Origin of the sequence: Natronococcus pandeyae (assembly GCF_008122205.1) — an archaeon.
GTDB lineage: Archaea > Halobacteriota > Halobacteria > Halobacteriales > Natrialbaceae > Natronococcus > Natronococcus pandeyae.
Genome location: NZ_PHNJ01000006.1, coordinates 185,367 through 210,751 on the forward strand (window position 1 = coordinate 185,367; position 25,385 = coordinate 210,751).

Below are 25,385 nucleotides of genomic sequence, written 5' to 3' on the forward strand. Positions count from 1 at the left end.
GCCTCAGACGGTGCCGATACCCTCGACGGCCGCGATGATCGCGAGCGTGACGACGAAGCCGACGACCGCGCCGGAGAGGAGTTCGGGACGGCCGCGGTTCTCGAGGTCGACCCCTGCGGCCACGCCGGCCGGCAGGAACTCGACGACGACGAGGTACAGCAGGGCGCCGGCCGCGAAGCCGAAGCTCAGCGCCAGCAGCCCCTCGACGGCGGTGACGAAGTAGTAGGCGACGACGGCGCCGATCGGCTGGGGCAGACCGGAGAAGACGGCCCAGCCGACGACTTTCCAGCGATCCATCCCGTAGGCGATCAGCGGGATCGCGATCGCCAGCCCTTCTGGCACGTTCAGGATCGAGATCGCGATCGCCATGAAGACGGCCAGCGCCGGCAGCGCAACGCCGGCGATTTCGACGCTCCCGTCGGTTCCCAGATCGACGAACGCGACGCCGACGGCGATCCCTTCGGGGATGCTGTGGATCGTGAGCACGCCGACGGTCAAGACGACCGTCCGCGGATCGACGTCCGAGACGGCGCGGGGCGTGAACTCGTAGCCGTCGACGGCGTAATCGGCGAGAAAGACGAAGGCGACCCCGGCGAGGACACCGAGCAGGACGCGGCCGGTCTCGCCGGCGGCGACGCCTTCCCCGATCAGTCCGAACACCGCCGCCGACAGCAAGATTCCGACGGCGGCTCCCCACAGGACGACGAGCCAGCGGTCGCTGATCTCCTCGAGGACGAAAAACGGGAGCACGCCGAGCCCCGTCGCGAGACCGGTGACGAGGCCGACGGTAAAGACGAGCAGTAGTTCGTTGAGGAGCGTCATCGAGCAGATCAGGAGCGCTACGAGTGACCAGTGTGCCGGTTCGTTTTACCACTATCGGACCGTCGTCGGTTCCGGAGGCTAGAGCAGGGAGGTGCGCGGTTGGTCCGGCTACCGATCGGCGCCGGTTACCACGGCAGGTCGACGTCGAGTTGCTGCTTCGCAAAGCGGGCGAGCAGCGACGCGTCCTCGAGGCCGAACAGCTTCGAAATCGCCAGCGGGTTGCCGGCGTTCGCCTTGGCCAGCGTCTCCTCGTCGAGGCGGTGGAGGTCGGCCATGAACTTGTCGTAGCGCTCGTTCTCCGCCAGGTAGAGCAGCTGCGTCATCAGCAGCCGCCGCTTGACGTTCGGGGCGACCTTCTTGTGCCACAGCGAGTCGTAGACGGCGAGGTTCTCCGCGTTCGGCTCGACGTTGCCGTGTTTGAGACAGCTGTCGGCGGCGGCTGCGGCCATCCGGCCGGACTGCATGCAGGTGTGGATTCCCTCGCCCCACAGCGGATCGACCGTCGGGACGGTGTCGCCGATCGCCATGAAGCGGTCGGTGTGAATTCGTCCCGGCATCTGGAGGTGGGCCGAACCGCGGTGTTGCTTGCCCTCGATTCGCGACGCGTTCTGGAATCGGGGGTCGGTATCCATCCAGTGGGTGAGGTAGTCGTCGATGCTGAAATCGTCTCGAGCGTACTGCTCGTGGCTGTCGTTTTGGAGGTAGCAGACGCCGACCTTGGCGGTGTCCTCGCCGGTGTGGAAGATCCAGGAGTAGCCGCCGGGTGCGATGTTGTGATCGAGCCGGAGCATCATGGCGTCGGTGAGGTCGGCGAAGCCGGGACGGTCGACCTCGATCCCCTCGAGTTCGTACTCGATGCCGATGGCGTGGTTCTCTCGCTGCAGGTCGCTGACGTCGAGTTTCTTCGCGATCGGGGCGGCCGGTCCGGTCGCGTCGACGACGATCTCGGCGTAGATCTCCTCGTCGCCGTTGTAGGTGACGCCGACGGGTTCGTCGTTCTCGACGATCGGCGCGGTCGCACGCGCGTCGAACCGGTACTCGGCGCCTTCCTCGCGACCGTCGGCGACGAGGAACCGCTTGAAGTCGGCGAACTCGAGGACGGCACCGGGCTGGTCCTGGACGTAGTGGTTCGAGGGGGACTCGAGGACGACCTTGTCGGTGTACTGCATCACGACGTCGTCGGGGATGCCGAACGATGCCATCATCGACGGGAACGTCCCCGCAGTCGACTTGTTGCTCTGGCGCGGGAACTCGTCTTCTGCCTCCGTCTCGAGGACGACGACGTCGTAGCCTCGTGTCGCGAGGTCGCGGGCACACTGGGCACCGGCCGGACCGGCCCCGGCGATTACTACATCGTAACGCTCGTTCATGGTTCTGAAACTGTCTCGCCCCCTAATGAGTTTGTCCAAGCAGTTGCGCCCCCGTGAGGGGTGGTGTCATTCGACCGAACGGTTCCGAGAGCACCGCTCTAGCCGTAAAAAGCGGGTTCGAGGCCATCGAAGCGTCCGATCCGCGTTCGCCGCGGCACCGACGGGCCGCGGGTCCGTGTGTGTCCGTCGGTCACCCGGTGACCCCTTCCCGCGTGGACGTCCCTTCGGCCTCGTGGATCGAGGCGAGTTCTGCGACGAACTCCTCGGGCGACTGGCCCTCGTCCCGGTGGCTGTCGACTCGTTCCACGAGGTCGTCGTTGATCTCGAGTGTCGGGCTCACGACGGTATGCACGCCGGCGAGCGGCAAATAAGCCTGGGCCGTGTGTGCAGCCATCGCGGCCGGCACGAGACGGCACCGCGATTATCCCCCCTCCCCCCGAAGCATCGGGACATGGTAGCCACACTGACCGACGACGAGGTTGGCAAGAAAGTGATCGACGACGAAGGGAAGGAACTCGGCATCGTCGCGAAGGTCGAGGGCAAACGCGCGTCCGTCGACCCCAACCCGAGCGTCGCGGAACACCTGCTCGCGAAGATCGGCTGGGAGGGCGAGGACGAGGAGGACTACCTCGTGACGGAGGAGATGGTCGCGACGGTCGACGACGACACCGTGATCCTGCAGGGCGACATCTGAACGTGAATCCGAACTAGCCGACGCCGACCCGCAGCGCTTCGTACAACTGTTTCTCGCGATCCGCGATCTCGCGGATCGATTCGCTCGCATCGACCAGCGCCGGCTCCATCGCGTCGGGATCGTCCCGCTCGCTCGCCGCCTCGAGCGTCTCGCCGACGGCGGTCCAGTCGGCCGCGACGGCGTGCATTCGCGACGGTGCATCGTCCGGCAGCGCTGCTGTCGAGTCGATCACGCGCTCGAGGAAATCGGCGTACAGCCGGCGGAACGCGCCGCCGCCGGTCCCTCGCCGTTCGACGTTCTGGTAGGCGAAGCGGGCCGTCCACTGCGGATTCTCGAGGTCGACCCACGACGGGAGGTCGTCGGCGAGTCGGCGGATCCCCTCGATTCCCTGCGTCCCGAAGGCGGCGCCCCGATCCCGCTCGCTCGGTTCGAGCATCGAACGAGCCATCTCGGCGACGGCCTCGGGCGCGGCCTCCGCCAGCGTGCGATTCGGTTCGGGATCGGAGACGACGATGTGGCGGTTCCGAAGCGGGAGGACGTGGTCGGACGTCATCGCCGCGCGGAGTCGCTCGAGGGGGACCTCCCGTCGCTCGTCGAACTCGCTGTCCGAGAGCAGCGCCGTTCCCCGCTCCTCGTCGACACCGACGCAGAGCAACGCGTGAGGCGCGAAGTGGGTGTCCGTCTCGAAGTACTCGAGGTAGTAGATGTCGGTGAAGACCAGCACCGGATCGTCGGCCGCGACGGCGGTGCGAATCCGCTCGAGCGTCGTCTCCCAGTCGTCGCCCTCGTACCGATCGACGTCGATCGCGAGTCGGTCGAAGAAGGCGGGCTCGAGGCGCGGCGGGCGGCCGAAGAACGCCCGGTGCGGGCTCTCGGGGAGGTCGAAGTACGTAAAGCCGAGTCCGGCGGCGAGCCCGAAGCAGGTCTCCTCGTCGTAGCCCCAGCCGTAGTGACTGGAGAGGTTCCGAAGCGACGTCGAGCCACAGTGGCGGCCGGTGTGGTGGGTGTAGTCGTCGACGCGGACCATACTAGCGATGCCGTCGGTGAGCCGATAACGGTTCGGGTTCCGTCGACTGCGGGTTCGGGGAGCGCCAGACGACTCACACCCGAACTCGGATCGGTCCGTTCTGACTCGATCTTCGACGGTGATTATCGGATTCAAATCCGGGGTCGAGCCCCGGGGAATTCTCACAGACTGTTTATAAAACAGTTCGGCAGCAACAGTGGTTTGAGCGAAAGCCAACGGGTTCTCGAACACGGCTCTCATCCACGACCGTGGGGGACGCGCACCTCGATCGATCTGTTCTGGCGGCGACCGTGGCGCTTCGAGTGGCTCCATCCGAGAGTTCACGATCGGGACTCGAGAGAATAAGCTACCGTCCGGCAGACATTCTCGAGAACCGAGTGTCGGTAGCCGGTTCCCGAATAGCGAACGACGTAGAGTCGAATACGAACTGGAGCGAGGATGAGACGTTTGTTCGATCGAACTGCTCCATCATCAAACTCGCCCAGTGACCGGCGAGAACCGTTTCACGTGTTTCCTCCCATGTACTCGACGAGGCGGATAGCGATGAGACAAGCCATCATCCCACCGATTCCTCCGAGAGACGCCTGCAAACCTAACCGGGCCGGAACGAGATCGAACGTGAACACAAATACGGATGCGGCCGCTGCGATCGTGAACACGGCTAACCCGTAGGTGAACAGTTCTACCAGATACGACTGCAGGGTTACTTCTGTATCGCTATCGAGTTGGGACTTACTCGTTAGCATAGCTCCGAATCCGACGACGACTCCCGGGACTCCGATACTCCGCGGGACAAATTCGAAAATACCTGCACCGAGGAAGGCAAGCGTCCCGACAGTCGAGACTACCAGGACGCGTTGCAGTCGGTTCTTCGTTCTGGAGACCGATCCCCCTCCGTCTTCATAGCCCACGATTTGACACTACAGTGTACCTTCACCAATTCGTATATATTGGTTGGTATTTATTTTCCTTCTGCTACCCAACTATTCGACGTATTCGGATACTGTGATCGGAAAATACACGCAACCTCCGGAAGTGGATCGTTCTGAGTTGCGACGAACGGCGACTCGAGCGAACGCGCGCCTTTTTCGAGTCGGTCACGCCCGGTGATCTCGAGACGGTCGAACGACGGTTAGTCGACGAGCACGATTGCTATACGCGGGAGCACGTTCTACCGCAGCCATAGTTTTCGATCGAGTGGGTTCGGGTCTCCGTTGTTCGCTCCACTTCAATCAGTTCCCAAAGATATAATATCGTGACTTACAGAATTTCGTATGAGTTTGGTCCAGGGTGGAGGACGGCCCGCGGATGTGCTGTGGCTTCCCCGGGTGACAGACTGCCCAGAAAGGTGCATGAGAGACGCTCGATGCGTCAGAACGGTTCGACACCCACGATCGGATGTCGAACGGTCTCGAGCATCCAGTTCGAGGGATCACGGACGGATACACGACCTTCGCGTAATTGCGATCGAAAAATGACTGAACAAAAACTCGAACCGTCGACTGAGGATGAGGGGACTACGAGGAGATACCCACGCGGCCACTGTCAAGAGTGTGGTGAACCGCTTCGCTTCGAGCCGTGTCTCAACTGTCTCGAACTCGATCGCCTCGATCAGGGGGACGGATAAAGTGCTTCACAGCTAACGTCGGTGTTTTCGTCGTGGACCATCAGTTTCCGTCGCTCATCAGTACCAACAAATCTCGATTTGAAATCTAATAGAAATATAGTTTGTTACCCGTGCAAGGTCTTCTCCTGGCTACCGCTGTGAGTTAGTCGGTCGTCGACAGCTCGTATTCCGTCCCAGCGACGGTGAACTCATCGTAGTACGTCTCGATGACCGATGGTTCCATCGTCGGCGTGCCGTGTCCGAGGCCAGCGGCTCGAACCCTCGTTTCACCGTCGAAGCGCTCGAGGAGGTTTTCGTCGAGGTGTTCGACGTTGCTTCCGTCCATCGCAGCGACGTTTTTCCGGGTTACGTGCAGTCGCTTCCACGGTTGGTCGCTGCCCGGGAGGTCGCTGTCGCCGGTGAGCTCGGGCGTTACGTCGCGTGTATACCAGCCACCGTTCCGATCGTCGTCTTTCGTCCGGAAGACGAGGTCCATCCCGCTTCCACGACCAGTGAGCACGAGACACAGTTCGTTGGGGGCCATGCTGGTATTGTCTTCACCGACGTAGTACTCGTACGACAGTCCCTCACTGACGAGATCGTCGAGTGTCAGCTTTGCGGACGTAATGTTCTGCAGCGAGACTGCGTAATCCTTCGTTGGTTGGCCCTGCGAGGTGGCCTGCAGTACGGTTCCCCGCTCTCCATCAGGATCAGGGTCCTCTGTCGCTGTGAACTGGACGTGTTCCGTGCCATCTCCGTCGATATCGAACGAGCGTGACAACGCCGCCGAAACTGGTTGCTCGAGTACGTCCGTATCTCCGCTGAGTGCCGTGCCGCCGAGTGCCGCAACGACACCGGTTCCGAGGACCGATCGTCTTGTTACATTTTCGTACATTCACTAATTCCTTATTTTCTATATAGTTAAGCTCTTCTCCGGTTACCTTCTCCCCATGTGACCAATGCCCAGAATAGTGGCTTTCCAGGGCTTCTACGTCTTTCCGGACTGCAGTGAATACACTAACTAATTCTGAGTGGTTTGTGGGGATGGTAGATTCTTATTGGTTATTTTGCTCTCGATCAGCGATCGTCTGACTGTTCGCGGTACCTCCCGTCTCGTGTGTCTCTCCCAGTTCCAGAATCTTTGACTCTCCACCCCTGACCTATCGATGTGAGTGTCGAGAGCGCAGCATCGAACGGAATGACGACGTGGTACTCGTCCCGGAGCCCATCTGCGTGACTCTCGTTGCGCGTTATCTAATCGAGAACCCATTCGCCTAAAATGATTCTTAGGCATAGTTTCACAAAATAGTGAATGTTCATATGGTAGTACTGAAAATCACTACTTCATGATTGTTGTCACACTCGGCCACCGGCTCACCTCACCGACGATTCATCCGGAGTTACAACAGCGGGTTGAGACCGGGATCGACGCGCTGCGTGCTCTCGATGCGTCGTATTTGCTCTGCAGCGGGGGACGGGGAAACGAGGCCATCGCGCGTACGGAGAGTGAAGTCATGCAGGAGTATGCCCGTTCCCAGGGCGTCGACGAGGAACGGATCCTACTCGAGGACGAGTCGGTCGACACGATCGGGAACGGATACTACACTCGACGGCTTCTCGCCGACCGAGGAATCGATCCCGAAACGATCGTGCTCGTCACCTCCGATTATCACATGGAACGGGCGCTCTACGTCTTCGAGCAGTGTTTCGGTGACGCCGCCGCTCTCGAACCCGAGGCCTGTGAGACGTCCGTCACCGACGTACTGGGGTACGACGAAACTTCTAACGAGACGAAACTCGAGCGGACGCGCGCCTTTTTCGAGCCGGTGACGGCTGGTGATTTCGAGATGATCGAACGACGGTTAGTTGACGAGCACGATTGTTATACGCGGGAGCACGTTCCACCGCGCCCGTAGAGTTCGACCAGCTGGTCACTACTGGCGGGAGTTCGGCATCCGTGGCTGATTCGTGTGACCGGTGTTGCACTCCGGTATCGGCTGTTGCTTTGGCGTCCTCCGCAGAGCTGAAGTAGAACTTATTGCGCTCGAGATCAGTCGTGGCTATCTCTCTCCTCGGTGCACTCTTTGCACGGCCGGTAGAGTCCGTTGAACACGGCTAAGGGCTTTTCGAGCACCTCGCCGCGGCTTTTGAGTCGAGAGCAGTCACGACTGGTGTGATAGACGTCGGTGGTGGTACTGCGGCTGATCAGTACAGTGGTATTTTCGCTGCCGGAACTTGTAGCGGCTTTTGGTCCTTGGTGACTCATTGAAACGATTCTGAGAGTCGCTTGCCAGTGAAGTACCATCTGCTTTGTGTCTATTGACACCCAGCATGACTTTTGTTTGTGTTATTCTATTTATCACGGAAGTATCAGACTCCACGCTTCGGTGGTTCGGTTCAGCAGGAACCAAAATACAATCACTCCCTGTTCTCAAATTCGGGAGTACTCCACACTATGTTACTCTCTCGAGTGGAAAGACAACGTCTGCATCGGAGACGAAAACTCCAGTCCTACCCGGGATTTTGTCCTCTGATGCAGTACATTCTGACAAGCGACCCGATCCGCGATCTGGGGCCACACTGCGGGTCGTCCTACGCGCAAGTAGCATAGTCTGCTTCTATATTTGCTTTCCTATACTAACGTTCGAGTACACTGATTATCGAATCTGAGCATAGCTAGGAGAAACGTAGAGTTCGCGTTATAGTCTCTCCAAGAGTTGTGATCTTACTCCTCGTCGGCTGCTTTTCAGGATCTACTCGCCAAAAGGAAGGTTGTTGGTCCATTGAGATAGAATACATATGTATTCGATTTTCATTTCCTATAAGAAATACTTACCCTGGTTAGTGTCTATGATAACAGAAAAAGTGATATTAATGACTACTAACCAATTTGGAATGCAGAATGTCAAGAGAAAATGGGGTTAGGAGACGAGATACGCTCAAGCTGATGGGTATTTTCGGACTCGGTGCAGCTGGGGTTGTACCGACAGTGGGGACCGCTGACGGTGACTATCCAGTTGACGCCAGTGAGTGGTTCATGTACGGCCGAACCGCTGATCAAACTGGGTATAACGATAATACGACTGGTCCTGCCGACGACGCAGATGGTGTGACACTCGACTGGTGGGAAACGTTGGATGCAGCCGTGAGTGCGCCGGCAGTCGACAGCGATCGTGCGTACGTCGCTGCGGAGAACCTGTACGGTATCGATGTTGACGAGGGTGAAGTAGACTGGGAACTCGAGATTGATGGCGACTTCTGGGACCGGCCAGCGCTTATGGATGGGAACGTCCTTGCGCTTGAACGAGATTGGAGCGGCGACACCACCCACTTACACTCAGTTGATGCGGCAAGTGGAACGAGACAATGGGACCAGTCAGTTTCGGATGGTGCGATGCCCCCGGTTGCAGACGAAGCACGAGCATACGTCGGGGACCAAGAGGAGGTTCGCGCACTCGAACTGTCGACTGGTGAGGAAGAGTGGTCTTATTCGCCACAAGAGTATATCAGCACTCTGCCGGCGCTTGTCGATGGTGTTCTCTACGTCGGAACTGAAGAGTATTGGAGCGAGGATACTCCATATCTTCACGCCATCGACGCCGATTCTGGTCTCGGCCAGTGGACTGCTGAGCCGGGTACCGGAGACATTACCGATCTCGCCGTTGGAGATGATTTCATCTTTGTTTCGACTGACAACGGCGATGTCGAGGCCTACGATACGAGTGGATCGCTTCAGTGGGCCGAAAACGATGTTGCAGATACAGTTAGACATCTAACGCTAGACGATAACCGACTGTATGTAGCGACTCACGCGGGAATCATTGCCCTGGAGCCAACATCTGGGAATCAGGATTGGAGCCAACCAGTTGGTCCCATTTCTGACAAACCGGCGGTGTCGACGGCTGGACTATTTGTCGGTACTTCTAACGAACACGTGGTCGTGCTCGAACCAGAATCGGGTGACATAATCTGGCACCGGGTTCATGACGGTACTATTTTTGGACCAGTCGTCACGGACGACCGAGCGTTCGTCGGTGGAAGTCGGACGCTGCGGGCTCACACGACTGGTAAATTGCCGGAGACGACTGTGCCGGAAATACCGGCTGGTGAGTGGCGGTTCCATGGCTATGACACGGCAGGAACTGGTCATAACCCGACCGCAAGTGTGCCAGATGCGGACGCCGATGGCCCTCATTTGCGCTGGTGGCAAACATTTGATACGTCTGTTAGCGCGCCAGCGGTCGACGAGGACACTGCCTACGTGGCTGCCGATGATATTTATGCTCTCGATACCGACGACGGGAGTGTCCGGTGGCAGTACGAGACGGAGGACCATTTCACGGGGGACCAACCGGTCCTCGCCGGGGACCTTGTGTTCGGGATCGAACGGGACTGGAGCGATGACCCGGTTCGAATTCACGCGATCGATCCCGAATACGGGACCCGACGATGGGATGCAGATATAGATGACGATATCCAACATCCTGTTGCCGGCGACGAACGAGTGTTTCTCACTTCTGGTGAGACTGTCCGCGCACGGAGTCTCCTCAGTGGCCAGCAGGAATGGCAGTTCGAACTTCGCGAGCCACCCGCAACGACGCCAGTACTCGCGCATGACAGGCTGTACGTAGGTACTGAGGAGTACTGGAGTGACGATGAAGCGTACGTGTACGCGATTAACGCAGCGACAGGAAACGCAATCGGTCGGATAGATTATCCAGACGGTGGTGATGTGGCGTCGATGGCAGCATCGGATGATCAGTTGTACGTTGTCTTCGAGACTGGAGGTATCATCGCGTACGATCGCGACGGGAACGAACAATGGAGCCACGACGGGTCTGCGGATTGGTTCGATTACGTTGGGACCGACGGTGAGCGGGTGTATCTCACGACTAGTGACTCGTCGGGAGTAACAGCGCTTGATCCCGATGATGGGTCGGTCCTCTGGCGCACCTCGAGTCTGGGTCGGGCCGCTTACCCGCCAGCGTCAACACCTTCCGGAGTATTGGTTGGCACAGAACACAACAATGTTGTCCTCCTTGATCCGGAATCAGGCGATATCCTCTGGTGGAGACAGCATGATGACGATATTGCTGGCCCTGTTGCGGTTGAGGGCGACGTATACGTTGGAGGAAGCTCGACACTACGCGTCCATGCAGAGGGTGAGATGTCCACAGTTGAACCAGAGACAGTTGGCCCGCTCGCTTGGCATACCGCTGGACGGACGGCCACTCGATCCAGCTACACTGATGGGGAACCGGGACCAACGGCCGAAGATTCCTTCGAACAACTCTGGCAAATTGATACTGGCTATGATATAACGACTCCACCTGCATCCGATGGTAGAGTTGGCTACGTCGCCGCCGATTCACTCTTCGCGTACGATCTCCGTACCGGCGATCTTCTCTGGGAATACGAGACTGACGATCACTTCGAATATCCCCGTCCTACGATCGTTGAGGATACTGTTCTTGCCATTGAACGCGATTGGAGCGGAGATGCAGAGCGTCTCCATGCGGTCGACCGACAGACTGGTAGCAAAAATTGGACTGCTCCTGTCGCTGATGGTGTACGGTCGCCCGTTGTCGGAGATAACCTTGTATTCCTCACCGCTGGCAGCTACATCGAGGCACGAACCCTTTCTGATGGAGATTTTGTCTGGCGGTTTGAGCTTGAAGAAGACGTTGGAACCGATCCGGTGCTGTCGTTGTCAGACGGTCGATTGTATATTGGCACCGAAGCTTACTGGAGTGACGATGCTGCTCATGTGTACGCGATCAACGCTGCGACGGGTAACGGGCTCTGGCGGGTGCGCCGCGAGGGCGGTGACGTAACATCGATTGCAGTGTCGGACTCTGGAGAGACAATTTACGTCGCCTTCGGTATGGACGGTATCGTCGCATACGATCGCGACGGACACGAGCAGTGGAACCACGACGGATCTGCAGATTGGTTCGATCACGTCGGGACCGATGGAGAGCTGATCTATGTTGCGACCACTGATTCAACAGGTCTCTCCGCACTGGATGCTGATACCGGCCATCTCGTCTGGCGTACTGGCGTTGATGATCCGATTACGAGTCGACCCGCTATCAGTGACCAGGCGGTGTTCGTCGGTACTGTTGAAAATGAAGTCATCGCGGTTGATGCTGACACCGGAGATCGACTTTGGCAACGGGTCCATGACGGTAGTGCTGCCAGCCCGACAGTCATCGGGAATCGAGCGTACGTCGCCGGCGAAAGCCCGAACCTTCGTACGTTCGTTGATGCCATTCCGCCGGTAGCTACACTTGGACATGATGACGAAATACCGGTTGACGAACCAATCACGTTCCACGCCGAGGAATCAGAGCCGGGCGACGCTGCCATCGCAGAATATCGGTGGGACTTCACCGGCGATGGCGAAGTCGATGCGACTGGCGAACAGGTAGAATACACCTTTGAGGAGGAAGGGTCCCACGAGGTACGGTTGACCGTCAGTGATGAAAACGACGTGGTCGACGTCGACCGTGAAATCATTACTGTCAGCGAGGACCCTGATGATCCACTCGAGGAGTATCGAAACGACGACGGTGTTGTCGATACGACAGGGCTGCGAGAGGGGATCGACCACTGGCGCAACGGTGACCTCGGGACGGATCTGCTGCGCGACGTCATCGACGCTTGGCGGACCGGCGCCTAACTGGTCGCCGAATTACTCTTTTTTATAGTGCGATACTTGTCCAACCGTCTCTATTCCCGGACTTCATGGAGTTCCACTGCCTCCAGTGCAGCTCCTAACTCTCTCACCGAGTATCATACGGTGACACTATACTCTGTTACATTATATCTCGGAAAAATCGCTCGAGCTCATTCGGAGATTGTTGGGGAAATTTCGAAGAGACCTCAAAGCTAATAGAATAGTCACAGTATTTGATCAGCTAGCAAATTAGTATTTGGATTGATATTTTGGCTAATCGAATCGCAGATGGTAGCTGGCGATATATTGTCGAATTAGGAGTCTTTGCCGTGATAGTGAATTACAGAGGATTCTTTAGTAGTCTAGTATCCACTTAATAGATAATTCTACTCTATACGACTCTGCCGGAATATATCGGCAAGAGTTAAATACCTTCTCTATAGACAGTCAACTACAAGAGAAGGTAATAAGATTTGACTAATAGGGCGGATGTATCGGTCTGCAGACAACACAACGCACCAAAATGATACAAAAACACGGTGCCGACTCGGGCCCGCCGAATCCATGAGTGCTGAAATGACAGCGTCAGAAGACGGGGACAATACGACCCGTACGACGATCAAAGTCGACGATAAGATTTGGCGACGCGTCCGGTCGCGCGCAATACGCGAAGACAAGCGGGTCTCCGAACAACTCGAGGAGATCCTTCGGGATTACTTCGACGAGGAGGAGAAGCCATGACGCACAGCTCGCTAACCGAACTTATGAAACACGAGGTATACGATCACAATGACAAGTAGGAGAGAAAAAGTACAGTCAGTCTTCCTGACGGTCTTAATGATTATGTCCGTCGTCGCGATGGGCGGAGTCGGGTTCGCAGGGAGTGCGGCGGCAGAAGAAGAGATTGAGGCTACTACTGACCCGCAGACGGTCATTGACGACAAGATTACGACCGTTGATGTGACGGTAGAAAATCTGGATGGAACGGGAAAGTATGAAGTCGGGACGAATGGCGGAGGTGACGATGTCACATCTGGTGAGACCGACGGGACCTTCTCCTTCACCGCAGACCCAGTCGGTGACGATGTAAATGCAGGTGAAGAATACACCATTACGGTCGATCCCGATGGAGAAGCGGAAACTGTTACAGTATCAGTCGTTCCACAGATCGATGTTGATTTTGACCTGGACACCGATCCTGTCTTCGATGACTCGTTTGTCGTGAGCGGAGAGGTGGCCAACGACAACGGTGACTTCGACAATGACAAATTCGAAGCACTCCATCTCGCTTTCAACAGCGACGATGTCGATACTGAGGATGATCTCCTCGAGTCCGGAGAGGACCTCCGTGTTCTCTCCGACGGCACGATCGACGACGTGACTGTTGATGCAGAAGATGCTGGTGAGTTTGTCTTCGTCTACGAAACCGAAGGCGATGGGGGAGAGGAGCAGTTCTTCCTCGTTGAGGATGCTACCATCGACGTAGCATCACAGGAAGGTGACCTCACGATCGACGCAGAGGACCCAGTTGCCGGTGGCGATGCTGACGAATTCTCAGTGAACGTCACCGATGCAGAGGGAACGACCCTTGACCTCGAATCGGACTACTCGGATGATCATACCAGCTACGTCAATGTAACTGGTCCATTCGACGGTGAGAGCCTCGACATCGACGATTCCGACGTCGTTGCAGCCTATGACGATGAGGACGAAGAAGTCGGATACGAGGCTGGATGGGAAGATGACATTGCCTACTTCCACGCTCAAACTGATGGTGATGAATTTGAGTTCGATGCCAACGCAATGGATGCTGATGTTGAGGTAACGGCTACGCTAGAAGTCAACACCAACTACGGAGAAGAATCCGGCGAGGTCTACACTGGCGGTGTTGAGGGTGCTGAGTTCGAAAGTGCCAGCACACTTGATATCGTGGCTGACTCGGATAGCGTCGAAATCGGTGAAGGCGAATTCACTGTTGATCTTAGCGATTCCGACACGTTAACCGTTGATGAGTCGGGTGACGTCCATGTGAGTGTCACTGGACCAGACTTCCAAGAAGTTGGTTCTGCTGAGGCTGACCTTGACAAGGCAACGATCACTCTCACCGGTGATACGCTGACTGAGGAGCAGGATCCGATCGTTGTTGATGACGAGGGAGATAACCCAGAAACCACACCGGTTCAATTCGAAGGTCTCGAGTTCGCTGAGGCTGGTGAAGTTGTCGTCAATGTCACCGCTGAAGACGAAGACGCTGACGAGACCTACGAAGCCACCGAGACGCTGGAGGTCAGCGGTGACATCCTGTTGGACATCAGTCCAGAGGAGGTCACTGCCGGTGAAGAAGAGAACTTGACCGTCCAGATCGGTGACGAGGACCGCGAATTTGTCTTCGACCGAATAGTCACCCTCACTCACGAGGATGATGCAGAAGGCTTCGGTGAGGACGATGGTAACACGATCGAACTCACCTCCGACGAGTACAGCACGAGCGAAAACGCGTTCGTTGACGAAGTTGACTTCGCCGCACCCGGTGACGTCAGCATCGAAGTGACGCTTGAGGACGAGACGACGACAGTAAAACTCGATGACATAATCAGCATCGAGGGTGAGGAACGCTATGAAGTCGAAACTGACGACGAACTCCTCGTAAGCGCAACTGAAAACTTTGACTTCCAGGTCATCGATCTCGAGGACGGTGAGGTCGTCTCCGAAGAAGAAGACCTCGAAGCGTTTGAGGTTGAGCTTGTCCAGGATGGTGAGATTATCGACAGTGATCCCGCACTAGAGATCGATGCGGAGAACAACACGATCACTGTCGAGGACGCACAAGTTGACTCTGCTGAAGACGTCACTATCGAAGTCTCGGATGAGGACAACATTGAAACGGGCGACGGTGTCTTGTCCGTCATTGAACCCGAAATTGAAACCGACCTCGGTGATGCTGTCCTGACGGAGGGTGTCACGACCGAGGACGTTACGGTGACCGTCACGGACCCACGCGACGGCTCACCGATTGAAGGCGAAGTGCAGTTCACTGCAGACAACGCGACCTTCCACATCACCGACCTTGACGCTGATGACGGCGGCGAGATCGGGCACGAAGGCGCCACCTACGAAGGCTCCCTCTCTGACGAGGGCCAGCTGAACATCACGATCACGCCTGACGAGATCGACGACGCCGAGAACACCTCGCTCAAGATTGGTGCACAGGCTGAGGATGTCGGTGAATACTTCGGTGCCATCGATGTCGACGCCGGCAACATGCAGCTGTTCGAGCGCGAGAACGGCGAGGACGTTGACGTCAGAGACGAAGTCGAATTCGACTCTGAGGACGAGGTCCTGTTCGTCGTGCGTGACGCCAATGGCGACCGCATCGAAGAGCAGGACGTGACGCTCACTGGTGACTGGAACGAAGCAGATGAGGAACCTGAGCTTGAGACCGACGAAGGCTTCTTCACTGTTGACTTCGCCGAGTACGACCTCGTCGAAGGCGAAGAGATCGCCTTCGAGGTCGACGCTGACGAGAGTGCAAGCTCCGACGAGATCACGGTTGTCACGCTCGACGTGACTGAGGACCTCGAGGAAGTCCAGCTCACGTTCTCCGCCAACGAGACGGAGATCGAAATGAACGACTCCGTTGAGTTCACGCTCGTCCGCGAGGACTTCGCGGAGGAGACCTCTGGTACGCTGACGGTCTACAACGCGTCGGGTGACGCGGTCGCTGAAGACGTCGAAATCGACGGCACGCTTGAATACACGTTTGAAGATGTCGGCGAGTACACGGTCGAAGTTGAGAAGGAGGACTCCAACTCCAAGACGTTCGTCAGCGATTCGGTTGACATCACTGTTGGCGACGTCTCCGAAGATCCAATCGACGAGTATCGTAACGACGACGGTGAAGTCGACACGGACAACCTCCGTAACGCTATCGACGACTGGCGTAGCGACGAGATCGACACCGATCTCCTCCGCGACGTCATCGACGAATGGCGCTCCGGCGGTGACGACAACAGCGACGAGTAATCACGACTAACCACCGATCCTCCGCGGATCGGCTTTGATTTCACATTTTTTGATGCATCACATCCTGTAGCTCTGAGTCTCTCGAGACGCCAACGATGGGTTCGTCAGTTCCGTTTCGGATCCCTGGCTCGCTTTCCGTGACAACCGAGGTGGTACTGCAGCCGTGGATGTGTAACTCAGGTGCCATTCACTATCAATAATAGAATTTATCTGAAATGTACTACATACCAATCATATGGCTGCTAGTAATAGCCGGACGGGAGGGGACAGCTGACAATGATGGGGTACGGACTGGGGCGGCGCAATTTGTTGCGAACCCTCGGTGGAACAGCCATCGCTTCGGTGATCGCAACAGGAACGTCAGCCGGAATGATCGGAACTGAGACCGTCGACGGAGCCACCGTTCAGCTCGATCCGAAGACGGAAACTGAAGTGCTCGAGACGGCCGAGGAGTTTGCTGATCTCGTCGGTGACGAGATCGGAACGGAAGCTGTCGAACTGTTTGCCGATGAAAAGCGGTGGATCGTTGTCGCCGACGAGCCGGTAGAAACGGGTCGAACGACCGTCGAAGGCGACACGTTCGAGAGCACGTACTCGGACATTCTCGACTTCAACGTCGTTTTCGCGGATTCGGTCGAGACCGAGACGTCCGGTGAGTCGATCGCGCTCGAGGACCTCCGCAAAAACACTGCCGAATACAACGAAACGCTGGTTCGAGTGACGGATGACTACCAGCAGATCGCCTACGTACACGAACTCGCAGACGGAGAATTCACTCACCAGGTGACGCACGGGCGGTACAGTTCTGAACCTGACCTCGAGCAACTCCCACCCGGCCAGGCCAGCCAGTGGGCGGGAATGTACCTCACGAGCCCTGACGTTGGTGAGGGTCTCGAAACAGAGTTACAGGATCGACTCGGTGAGTCGATACCAGCTGTCAACGATTCCGGGTCACATCACTACTGGGTGAACGCCGAAACGGAGATCGACGGTGTCGTCCTCACTCGTAGCGGCGAACCGCCACAGTTCCACGTCGTCGACCAATCTATCGCCAGCACCTCTGTGGACGACTTACAGTCGCTCTCGAGTGGAACGTACGATGGCGAGGTGATCACGGTCGAAGCTGACACAACAGAACTCCAGATTAGCACCAAGGAGTCGTTGCTAGAGATCGCGCCCTGTGGGCCAGACGCTGTCACGATCGGACAGACCTGTCTCCCCATCCTCGGCGATGCGGTCGTCCATGCCGGCGTCCTGTATGAGGGGCAACCAGCCGAGCGTGATGACATGCTGCTATACGCCGGTGTCTCCAACAAACTGCAGGATAGACCCGTCGAGACACGGAACGAGCGCGTTCGTGTCACCGGTGAACTTGTGACCGCTGAGAGTATCGATCCGAACTTTGGGGATCACCGGGCGCTTGTCGTCTACGATATCGAGCCGGTCGGAACAAACGATGATGGGATTCCGGATGCAGTCAGTACCTATCGCGACGAACTTCACGCGCATGTGAAAGAACAAGCTGAGACAGCACAGGGAGAGTATCTACCAGATTCTCCGGCCGATGAGTACGCGAACGAGAGCGGGATCGTCGAAACTGATGGGTTACGTGGTGCGATCGACGACTGGCGTCGCGACAATATTGATACGAACCTGCTACGCGACGTCATTGATTACTGGCGCAGTGGTAATCCTATTGACGAAAACTAATTACTAATACACGCGATCGACTCACTTTCGCTCGTGGATTCGTTTTTGATACGTTCCACGATTCATAGCTGAAGATTGCCAAAGAAGGCGATCCAGTTGCTGACTACTGCAATGCTACCGTGGTGTCCAACTGCTGTCTGCGCAACACAGACAATGATTGCCATAACGACTATTCATAATTAATTGAATACACCAAACAATATATTCGTATATAATATTATATGAAAAAACGAAAGTCAATAATATTTATATAATCGCCGTCCATTGGGCTGACTGATGCCATACGAATCAGGTCGACGCGAGTTTATGGTGGTAACTGGCGGGACAGTACTATCAGCAGGGTTATTGTCGGGCTCTGGGACGGCTGGCGCCGAAACCGGTGCGATGAACCCACAATCAGCGGAGGAAATCTCAGACGAAAAATACGTCATTGAGACAAATGATGGGCTCGCTCTTTACGATCCTACCGATGGAGACCCACGGCAGGACGACGATCAAGTCCTGGAGTCTGCCACACAGACGGCGGGAGATGAAGTGCGGGTTGCAGTGACTGCCGTCCCAGTTGGCCCTTCGTTCCCCAGTAATGGCGTTGCAGACATCTGGTTAGGAACATATGATACCACTGGTACTGCGACTACTGGACTTGAAAGCGAGGCGATGACAGCCCAAGTTGAGCGACCAGATGGAACGACGGATTCGTTCAATGTCACTACTGATGAGAACGGTGGTGCACATATCGAATACGACTTGTCCGACGAGAGTCGCGAAGATGGAACCTATACGATTTCAGTCGAACACGATGAGACGGAGACGACGACTCAGCTCCAATTTTCGGTCGGGACCTGGATCGATCTCACGACGCGGACATTTGATCCGGTACATGTCGACAAAGAGGTTACGTTCGCTTTCCTCGCGAGAAACGGTGAGTATCCCGAGTCAGATGTCGAGCTCGAGATGACCGTCGAAAATCCGGATGGTGAGCTCGTCGCCGATCAAGTAGCTACCACCGACGAGGACGGATTCGCGACGATCTCTTTCACACCCCACCAGACCGGTGCATATCGTATCGAAGGTGTTGAAACGACTGAAGGAGACCAGTCCGCTGGCGGAAGGGTCACCGCTGCAGACGTCACTGGGGGGCAGAATTTGAGTCTCCGACATGCAATCCCTGGCACTGAGAGTGTCTACGGGGGATATCTTTATGACGGGGACGAGATGGTTGCTGACACGACCGTTACGCTTCAGTTCCGAACGAATTGGGACGACGAACCAGTCCTTGAGGAAGAAGTCACGACTGACGCTGGCGGGTTTTTCCTATTAGAGTATGAATTGCCGTCAGATGTTGAGGAAGATCTAACCGTTACTGCTGAACTATCGGATGAAAGGGAGGTTGAATTGACGGTTGACCGAATACGAGTAAATGAATTCGATGAGGGAGACGACTCCGATGACGAGGATGAGTCGGAAGATGTTTCGTTCGGAGCCTGGATGTGGAGTCCTGAACCGGGTGAGCCGGTTCAAATTGAACTCGGAGCGGACGATGCCGGTGAACCGATCGTTGATGAACAGGTGGATATCTTCCTCCAGTACGATCACATCGGAGCACCTGCGCTTTCGACATCAGTAACGACTGACGAGGACGGTACTGCGACTACAACGTTCTCAGTTCCGGAGTCTGTACCGGATAATATTTGGTTAGGCGGCGAGGCAGTATTGCAGTACGAAGACGAACAATATACGAGTTCCATATTCGCATCTCTCCAAGCATACAACATCAATTTCAGTCCATCGGCGATCCCCGGTGAGGAATCGGAGTTTTCTGTTAGCGCGACCGAAATTGGAACTGATGAGCCATCTGCGGACATCCCACTTCTGTTCGACGCTCACTACGGCACTGATTCAACTGGATCGTTCGGAACAGAGTATCTGCTTACTGATTCAGATGGCCAGGATTCGACGAGCGTAGCAATCCCTAATGATGTCCGATTCCACGAGTATGTGAATTACATTAATCGATATACTTCGACCACTACGTATCGTTGGCTGGAGCCAGAGCACCCTGGATCACTAACATTCGCTGACGATACTGCTACGCCGGGTGGGACGATTGATGTTGAGTTTACTACTCCAGATGACAGCACGGCTTACGGAATTGTCTTCGCTAGTACATGGTCGCCACGGGATACGATTGGGGCCCGAATAACATCTGAGGAAATCGTCTCGCTGTCTATCCCTGATCACACGGCCGGTGATTCGTTATCGCTTCGAGTTTGGGCTACTGACGAAAGCGGTCGATACTATAGCGACACCGAGTGGATCACGGTTGAGGATGGTGAACATCCACCAACGGCTGATTTTGACGTGAGTTTACCAGAACCGTATGTTGACGAGACAGTGGAGTTCGACGCCGGTCCGTCTGCACCGGGAGACGCCAGTATCGTTGATTATCTGTGGACGATCGAGTCCGATGACTCGGTAGAACTCACTGGCAAATCTGTCACGTACGCGTTCCCGAATTCTGGTGAGCAAACGGTCTCGCTTACCGTTACGGACGCAAACGGTCACTCGGATAGCACTGCAGAGACAGTAGCCGTATTAGAAGGGTCACCGCCGGAGGAAGCAGAGGACTACGCCGATGAAGAAACTGGTAAGGTCGAAACAGATGGTCTACGCGATGGAGTTGATGACTGGCGGCTCGGTAGGAGTGATACTGACCTGCTTCGTGATGTGATCGATCTTTGGAGATCTAGCTAACAACCGTTTCTCCATTTGCATTGAGACGTCTTTATTATAGATTTCTATAAAGTTGCGAGTAGCTGTAGCGATTGACCTGCCCAGTGAAACCGGATTCAGTTTGCAGGTATTGATGATTGACAACATAGATTATATATTTCGCGGAAACTATCATCATAAACAGGATGAAGGGGGAACACGAGCGGGAACTCACTTTCCTTCATCGGCGATCGTATCTTGGAGTAGTCGGCATGGCAGCTATGGGTACGACGACAGTTGAGGCGGAATCTGGTTCGGATTACAAGACTGTCACTGTTCCTGTGGATCAGCGAAAACTTATTTACGTTGACGACGGTGAGACGCTCGAGAACGTTCTCTTTGACGTAACTGCGACTGATGCAGGGGTATCGATTATCGCGACCGGTACGGACTGGACGATCCGAAATGTCGCGGTCCGTGGACAGGTTGAGATAGGGGACGAATGTGTTCTCTGTGTTGCCGATACGGGAAGCGGTAACTCTCATATCGAGAACGTCTGGATCGGCGACGGTGCCCGCTACGAGGAGAAAGGTGGAACTGGGCTCTGGATTGCTCCCGAACACGATGGCCACCTCGAAATCGAGCGGGTGAACATTCAGGAGATGAGTGACAACGGCTTCTACTGTTCCGCTCCCGGGACCGACGGTGGCGGAACGGTCACCCTGCGGAACTGTTACGCTGCGAACTGCTGGGTCTCTCACTACCGGATTGCCGAAGGAATCATCGAGAACTGCGTTGCATCTGTTACCGACTCTCGTCAGTACCGCAAGGGACGGGGCGTCTGGGCATGGGAACCTGGATCCGTCGAGGTGAAGGGGTGTCATTTCCATATGAATGGCCACCACTACTCGTTTGTCGCCGGTGCGAACGACAGTCCCAGCCATATTACCGTCGCCGATACGCAGTGGGACGACGGATTCCACGGCGGATGGAGCGAGCGACATGGCAGTCGGATAAAGTTCGAGGACGGTAACGGGAATGACCCACAGAACGTTATTCCGGAAGGGTGTCCAGCGTCGATCGTAGACGTTCTCCCGGGAGAGGTCGGCGATATCTCCATCAGAAATCAGGTATCGACTGGTGAAACGGTCGTCGTGGAGAGGGCGGCACACAAGCCGGATGATTTCGTAGTTGTCATTCACGACGAGTCAGGAGACGCCATCGGCCATAGCGATCCGATCGAGGGCGGCGAGACTTGTGAGAATCTTACGGTCGCCCTTGATCCTCCGCTCGCGGAGAGCCAAACAGCGACCGCGATGCTTCATTACATCGATGACGAGAACGATTTCGGTGAGTCGATCAGAGTCAACGATGAACCCATTCAAAATGCTGCTAGTGTGACGATATGCACGGAAGACGAACCGAGTGTCTGTGGCTACACTAATGAAGACAATGTGGTCGATACGAGCGGACTCCGCACCGCCATTGACGACTGGCGGAACGGCGACATCGATTCGAGTCTACTGCGCAATGTTATCGATTACTGGCGCAGTCGTGACCCCATCGAAAAGTAACTAAGCTTATAACTCACGCGGACTGGTGACTGTGGCTTTCAGGATGAGTTCTCGTTCTACCTCTTGAACGTGGCAGGAACCTACCGCTATTCACGTTCGGACAATAATCAGGACGGATTTATAGTTACTATTCCTGGCCAGTTGCCTCTATACCCGTTCACTCTGTCAAATGGTTTTCTCCTTGTCAGGCACACTCGTTGTACCGTCTGCTCGAGAATGGTAATAGAAATTGTTATTATGTTGAAACAGAATTTCAGTACTAATGAGGAATCTATCAAACTCGATTGTCAGTGTACCAGTGCTGCCTTTAGTTATAGTATTTTTATTTATCGTTCTCGCAGTGTTTAGTGGAAACGTTGCAGCCGCAGAAAACGAAACACAGGGGGAAATCCATCCCGAGCTAGCTGACGCCGATAGCGAGGTAGAACTGTTAATCCACTTTGATGATCCTGATCTCACTGGCCTATCAGAGTCCGAAGCCAAACAAACGCTCCAACAACGCTCTGAGCGCACACAGCAGCCACTGGTGGAGCACGCTAAAGCGACGCCAGGTCTGACAGTTGAACGGCAGTTTTGGATTACTACTGCTGCTTTCGTGACGGTCGACACCGAGGCAGTATCAGTCAATGAACTCGCCACTCTTGAGGGTGTCACGATGATTACTCCGAATTCCGAAGTCCAGGCGCTTGGCTCAACTGTCCAGGCAGAAAACAGCTTGAACTCACCGGTCACGGGTCCCTCTTCCACAGATACGCTCAATTCGAGCACTATAGAGCCAACCTCGAGCCCGCAAACGACGTATGGACTCGAGCAAATTAATGCCCCAGAGGTTTGGGATGAGTACGATACGCGCGGTGAAGGTGTACGGGTGGCGGTGCTAGATACGGGCGTTGATCCAAATCATCCAGATATTGATCTCGCCGATCAGAACGGATGGGCTGAGTTCGACAGGTGGGGTTTCGATCGTGGTACTGATCCGCAAGATTACGATCCTTCTGGACATGGAACTCATGTAAGTGGAACAGTTGCTGGTGGCGATGCCAGCGGGACACACATAGGTGTTGCACCCGATGTTGAATTGATGCATGCTGCAGTATTGACCGAATATTGTGACATGGGCTGTGTCGGATACAATACGCAAATTCTCGCTGGGCTTGAGTGGGCGGTCGAAAACGATGCCGATGTAATCAGTATGAGTCTTGGTGGCGGAGATTCCGATCCAATATATATTGAGTCAGTCCGTAACGCGCAGAATTCGGGTACGATGGTCGTAGCAGCATCTGGAAACAACGGAGTTGATACAAGTGGTTCCCCCGGGGACGTTTACGATTCACTTGCAGTTGGTGCGACCGATAATTCCGAATCCGTTGCTGAGTACTCTTCGGGAGAAACAATCGATACGGAGAATGTGTGGGGATTGGATGCCCCCTCCGATTGGCCTTCTGAGTTCGTTGTTCCTGATGTCGTCGCACCAGGTTCGAATGTCGAGAGTGCAATGCCTGGCGGTGGGTACGAAAGCAAGTGGGGTACCTCAATGGCGGCACCTCACGTTTCAGGCATTGCGGCGCTGATGCAGTCGTCGACGGAGGACCACCTCACGCCTCAGGAGATTGAGGAAGCATTGGCAGAATCTGCAAGAAAACCCGCTGGCGAACCTGAGGAACAGGACATCCGCTACGGGCATGGCATTGTCGATGCTCATGGTGCAGTTGAGAGTGTCAGCGATGAGACGGTTGTCAGTGCCACACTCACGGATCACAGTGGAGATCCGATTGACTCTGGTATTATAGGCCTCATCGATACTGAAACGGAAGAAGTCCTTGGCGTCGACGTACCAGACGAATCCGGGTCGTTTTCCACTGTTTCATCTGAAGCCGAGAGTATTGATGTAGTGTATTATCGGTTTGACCATGAAGGAGAACCTCTTCCATCGGAAGGTGTACCAATCACGTATGCACTCGACCGCATCACCGCGGATGACGGTGATCTCGGATCAGTGCAATTCCCTAAGGCTCAACCTATGAAGCCTACGGTGACGACAACCGATGGCGAACCCGTTGAAAATGCATCCGTCATGGTCACACACGTTGGTAACGGCGATGCCGAGGCCGGTCAAGTTTTTGACACGGATGAAGAGGGAGAAATAACGTACCACGAAGATGAGCCGGGTGAGATCTATCTGGCTGGTTACGTTGTGACCGCGGTACACCCACCAGAGGAAGACCGTTTTGAGCAGCGATCGTATGGAGATACACTCGTTCTTAACGAGCCCACCGATTTTACGGTTGAACTCCAGCAGACGCCAGTCGCCGAACACCCTACCCGGTCAGTTAAAGACACATCCGTTGCCCCTGGAAACAAAACTAGCGTATCAATCGATGTTGACGTACCTCGGTCAGGCTCGGTCGAGGTGAGTGAAACTGTTGACTCTGAGCTGGTGACGATATCCGATCTCGAGGCGACCTTCGACGACGAACCGATCCAACCGGATGAAGCAACTATCAATGAAGATAGTGTTGACGTACAGTTCGACCTCGAGGCAGATTCAACTGAGCAACTGACAATAACCTACGACCTACTGATCGATGACAATGTAACAGAAAACGAAGAACTGGAAATCAATGGAACCCTGACCGACCGTGCGGGAACCTCCACGATCACGGGAGCGGACCAGATCTGGATCGGGAATGAGAGTTTCGAGGAATCTTATCTCCGTTTGATCAGTGACGATGAGGGGATCGTTCAGACTAGTGGTCTTCGAACTGGGATTGACGACTGGCGGACAGCAGAGATAGATACTGGATTGCTGCGAAACGTCATCGATGCTTGGCGGAGTAGTGGACCGGTAGCTGCTTGACTGACTACTGCAGCCGTTTTTCTGCTGAGCGCACAGCGGTCAATATTCAACTCTCGCACTTCTGTATAGAGACTCAAAACCCCAGACTGGATCCATGGAACAGCCATCAGTATTCAACAGAATACGATGTATTAAATTCTAAACTATTCAATTAGTACAAAAACCCTATATCGGATTCATCGATCAACTGCTCTAACTGTATTTCAACAATACCAGAATGACCAGGAAGCAGTCAATCACCAATAGCTCGAGTTATCTACTTCATTGATTGTCAATATGCAACATAATCGGTGTGGCGCAAATGGAGCTAA

15 protein-coding genes are annotated in these 25,385 nt (G+C 55.4%); 9 read left to right on the forward strand and 6 right to left on the reverse strand.

Features of this window, described 5'->3' with window-relative positions; genetic code table 11:
* Positions 1-3 precede the first annotated feature (3 nt).
* From CV102_RS13330 to CV102_RS13340, 3 genes are all read right to left on the reverse strand, one after another.
* On the reverse strand, positions 4-822 hold the full coding sequence (locus CV102_RS13330) for a ZIP family metal transporter (protein ID WP_148858504.1): 819 nt from the start codon (positions 820-822) through the stop codon (positions 4-6).
* Between the two features lie 125 nt (positions 823-947).
* Positions 948-2,192 (reverse strand): digeranylgeranylglycerophospholipid reductase, encoded by a 1,245-nt coding sequence (locus CV102_RS13335; RefSeq protein WP_148858505.1) that lies wholly within the window; start codon positions 2,190-2,192, stop codon positions 948-950.
* 190 nt (positions 2,193-2,382) lie between these two features.
* A complete protein-coding gene (locus CV102_RS13340) occupies positions 2,383-2,586 on the reverse strand; it encodes a DUF7557 family protein (RefSeq protein ID WP_148858506.1) in 204 nt (67 codons plus the stop codon).
* Between the two features lie 57 nt (positions 2,587-2,643).
* Between CV102_RS13340 and CV102_RS13345 the strand changes: the two genes are divergently transcribed.
* Complete coding sequence (locus CV102_RS13345; RefSeq protein ID WP_148858507.1) at positions 2,644-2,886, forward strand: hypothetical protein; 243 nt, start codon at positions 2,644-2,646, stop codon at positions 2,884-2,886.
* A 13-nt stretch (positions 2,887-2,899) separates the two neighbouring features.
* Here CV102_RS13345 and CV102_RS13350 read toward each other — a convergent pair whose 3' ends face one another.
* The 3 genes from CV102_RS13350 to CV102_RS13365 form a co-directional block, all read right to left on the reverse strand.
* A complete protein-coding gene (locus tag CV102_RS13350; protein ID WP_148858508.1) occupies positions 2,900-3,913 on the reverse strand; it encodes a BtrH N-terminal domain-containing protein in 1,014 nt (337 codons plus the stop codon).
* Positions 3,914-4,416: 503 nt separating this feature from the next.
* Positions 4,417-4,824, reverse strand: a complete 408-nt coding sequence (locus CV102_RS13360) for a hypothetical protein (RefSeq protein ID WP_148858509.1) — start codon at positions 4,822-4,824, stop codon at positions 4,417-4,419.
* Positions 4,825-5,682: 858 nt separating this feature from the next.
* Positions 5,683-6,414 (reverse strand): hypothetical protein, encoded by a 732-nt coding sequence (locus CV102_RS13365; RefSeq protein WP_148858510.1) that lies wholly within the window; start codon positions 6,412-6,414, stop codon positions 5,683-5,685.
* Between the two features lie 451 nt (positions 6,415-6,865).
* Between CV102_RS13365 and CV102_RS13370 the strand changes: the two genes are divergently transcribed.
* The 8 genes from CV102_RS13370 to CV102_RS13400 all read left to right on the forward strand — a co-directional run bounded on the left by CV102_RS13370 (position 6,866) and on the right by CV102_RS13400 (position 25,074).
* Positions 6,866-7,435 carry a YdcF family protein gene (locus CV102_RS13370; protein ID WP_148858511.1) on the forward strand — a complete coding sequence of 190 codons (570 nt, stop codon included), beginning with the start codon at positions 6,866-6,868 and terminating at the stop codon, positions 7,433-7,435.
* 986 nt (positions 7,436-8,421) lie between these two features.
* Positions 8,422-12,201 carry an outer membrane protein assembly factor BamB family protein gene (locus tag CV102_RS13375; RefSeq protein ID WP_148858512.1) on the forward strand — a complete coding sequence of 1,260 codons (3,780 nt, stop codon included), beginning with the start codon at positions 8,422-8,424 and terminating at the stop codon, positions 12,199-12,201.
* A 573-nt stretch (positions 12,202-12,774) separates the two neighbouring features.
* Positions 12,775-12,939, forward strand: coding sequence for a hypothetical protein (locus CV102_RS25995; protein ID WP_187432971.1), 165 nt, complete (start codon positions 12,775-12,777; stop codon positions 12,937-12,939).
* 48 nt (positions 12,940-12,987) lie between these two features.
* Positions 12,988-16,221 carry a surface glycoprotein gene (locus CV102_RS13380; RefSeq protein ID WP_148858513.1) on the forward strand — a complete coding sequence of 1,078 codons (3,234 nt, stop codon included), beginning with the start codon at positions 12,988-12,990 and terminating at the stop codon, positions 16,219-16,221.
* 369 nt (positions 16,222-16,590) lie between these two features.
* Positions 16,591-17,931 carry a hypothetical protein gene (locus tag CV102_RS13385; RefSeq protein WP_148858514.1) on the forward strand — a complete coding sequence of 447 codons (1,341 nt, stop codon included), beginning with the start codon at positions 16,591-16,593 and terminating at the stop codon, positions 17,929-17,931.
* 276 nt (positions 17,932-18,207) lie between these two features.
* Positions 18,208-20,685: a PKD domain-containing protein gene (locus CV102_RS13390; protein WP_148858515.1), complete on the forward strand. Its 2,478-nt coding sequence runs from the start codon at positions 18,208-18,210 to the stop codon at positions 20,683-20,685.
* A gap of 164 nt (positions 20,686-20,849) precedes the next feature.
* Positions 20,850-22,217: a right-handed parallel beta-helix repeat-containing protein gene (locus CV102_RS13395; protein WP_148858516.1), complete on the forward strand. Its 1,368-nt coding sequence runs from the start codon at positions 20,850-20,852 to the stop codon at positions 22,215-22,217.
* A 262-nt stretch (positions 22,218-22,479) separates the two neighbouring features.
* Entirely contained in the window at positions 22,480-25,074 is a 2,595-nt protein-coding gene (locus CV102_RS13400) for a S8 family serine peptidase (protein WP_148858517.1), read from the forward strand.
* Positions 25,075-25,385 lie beyond the last annotated feature (311 nt).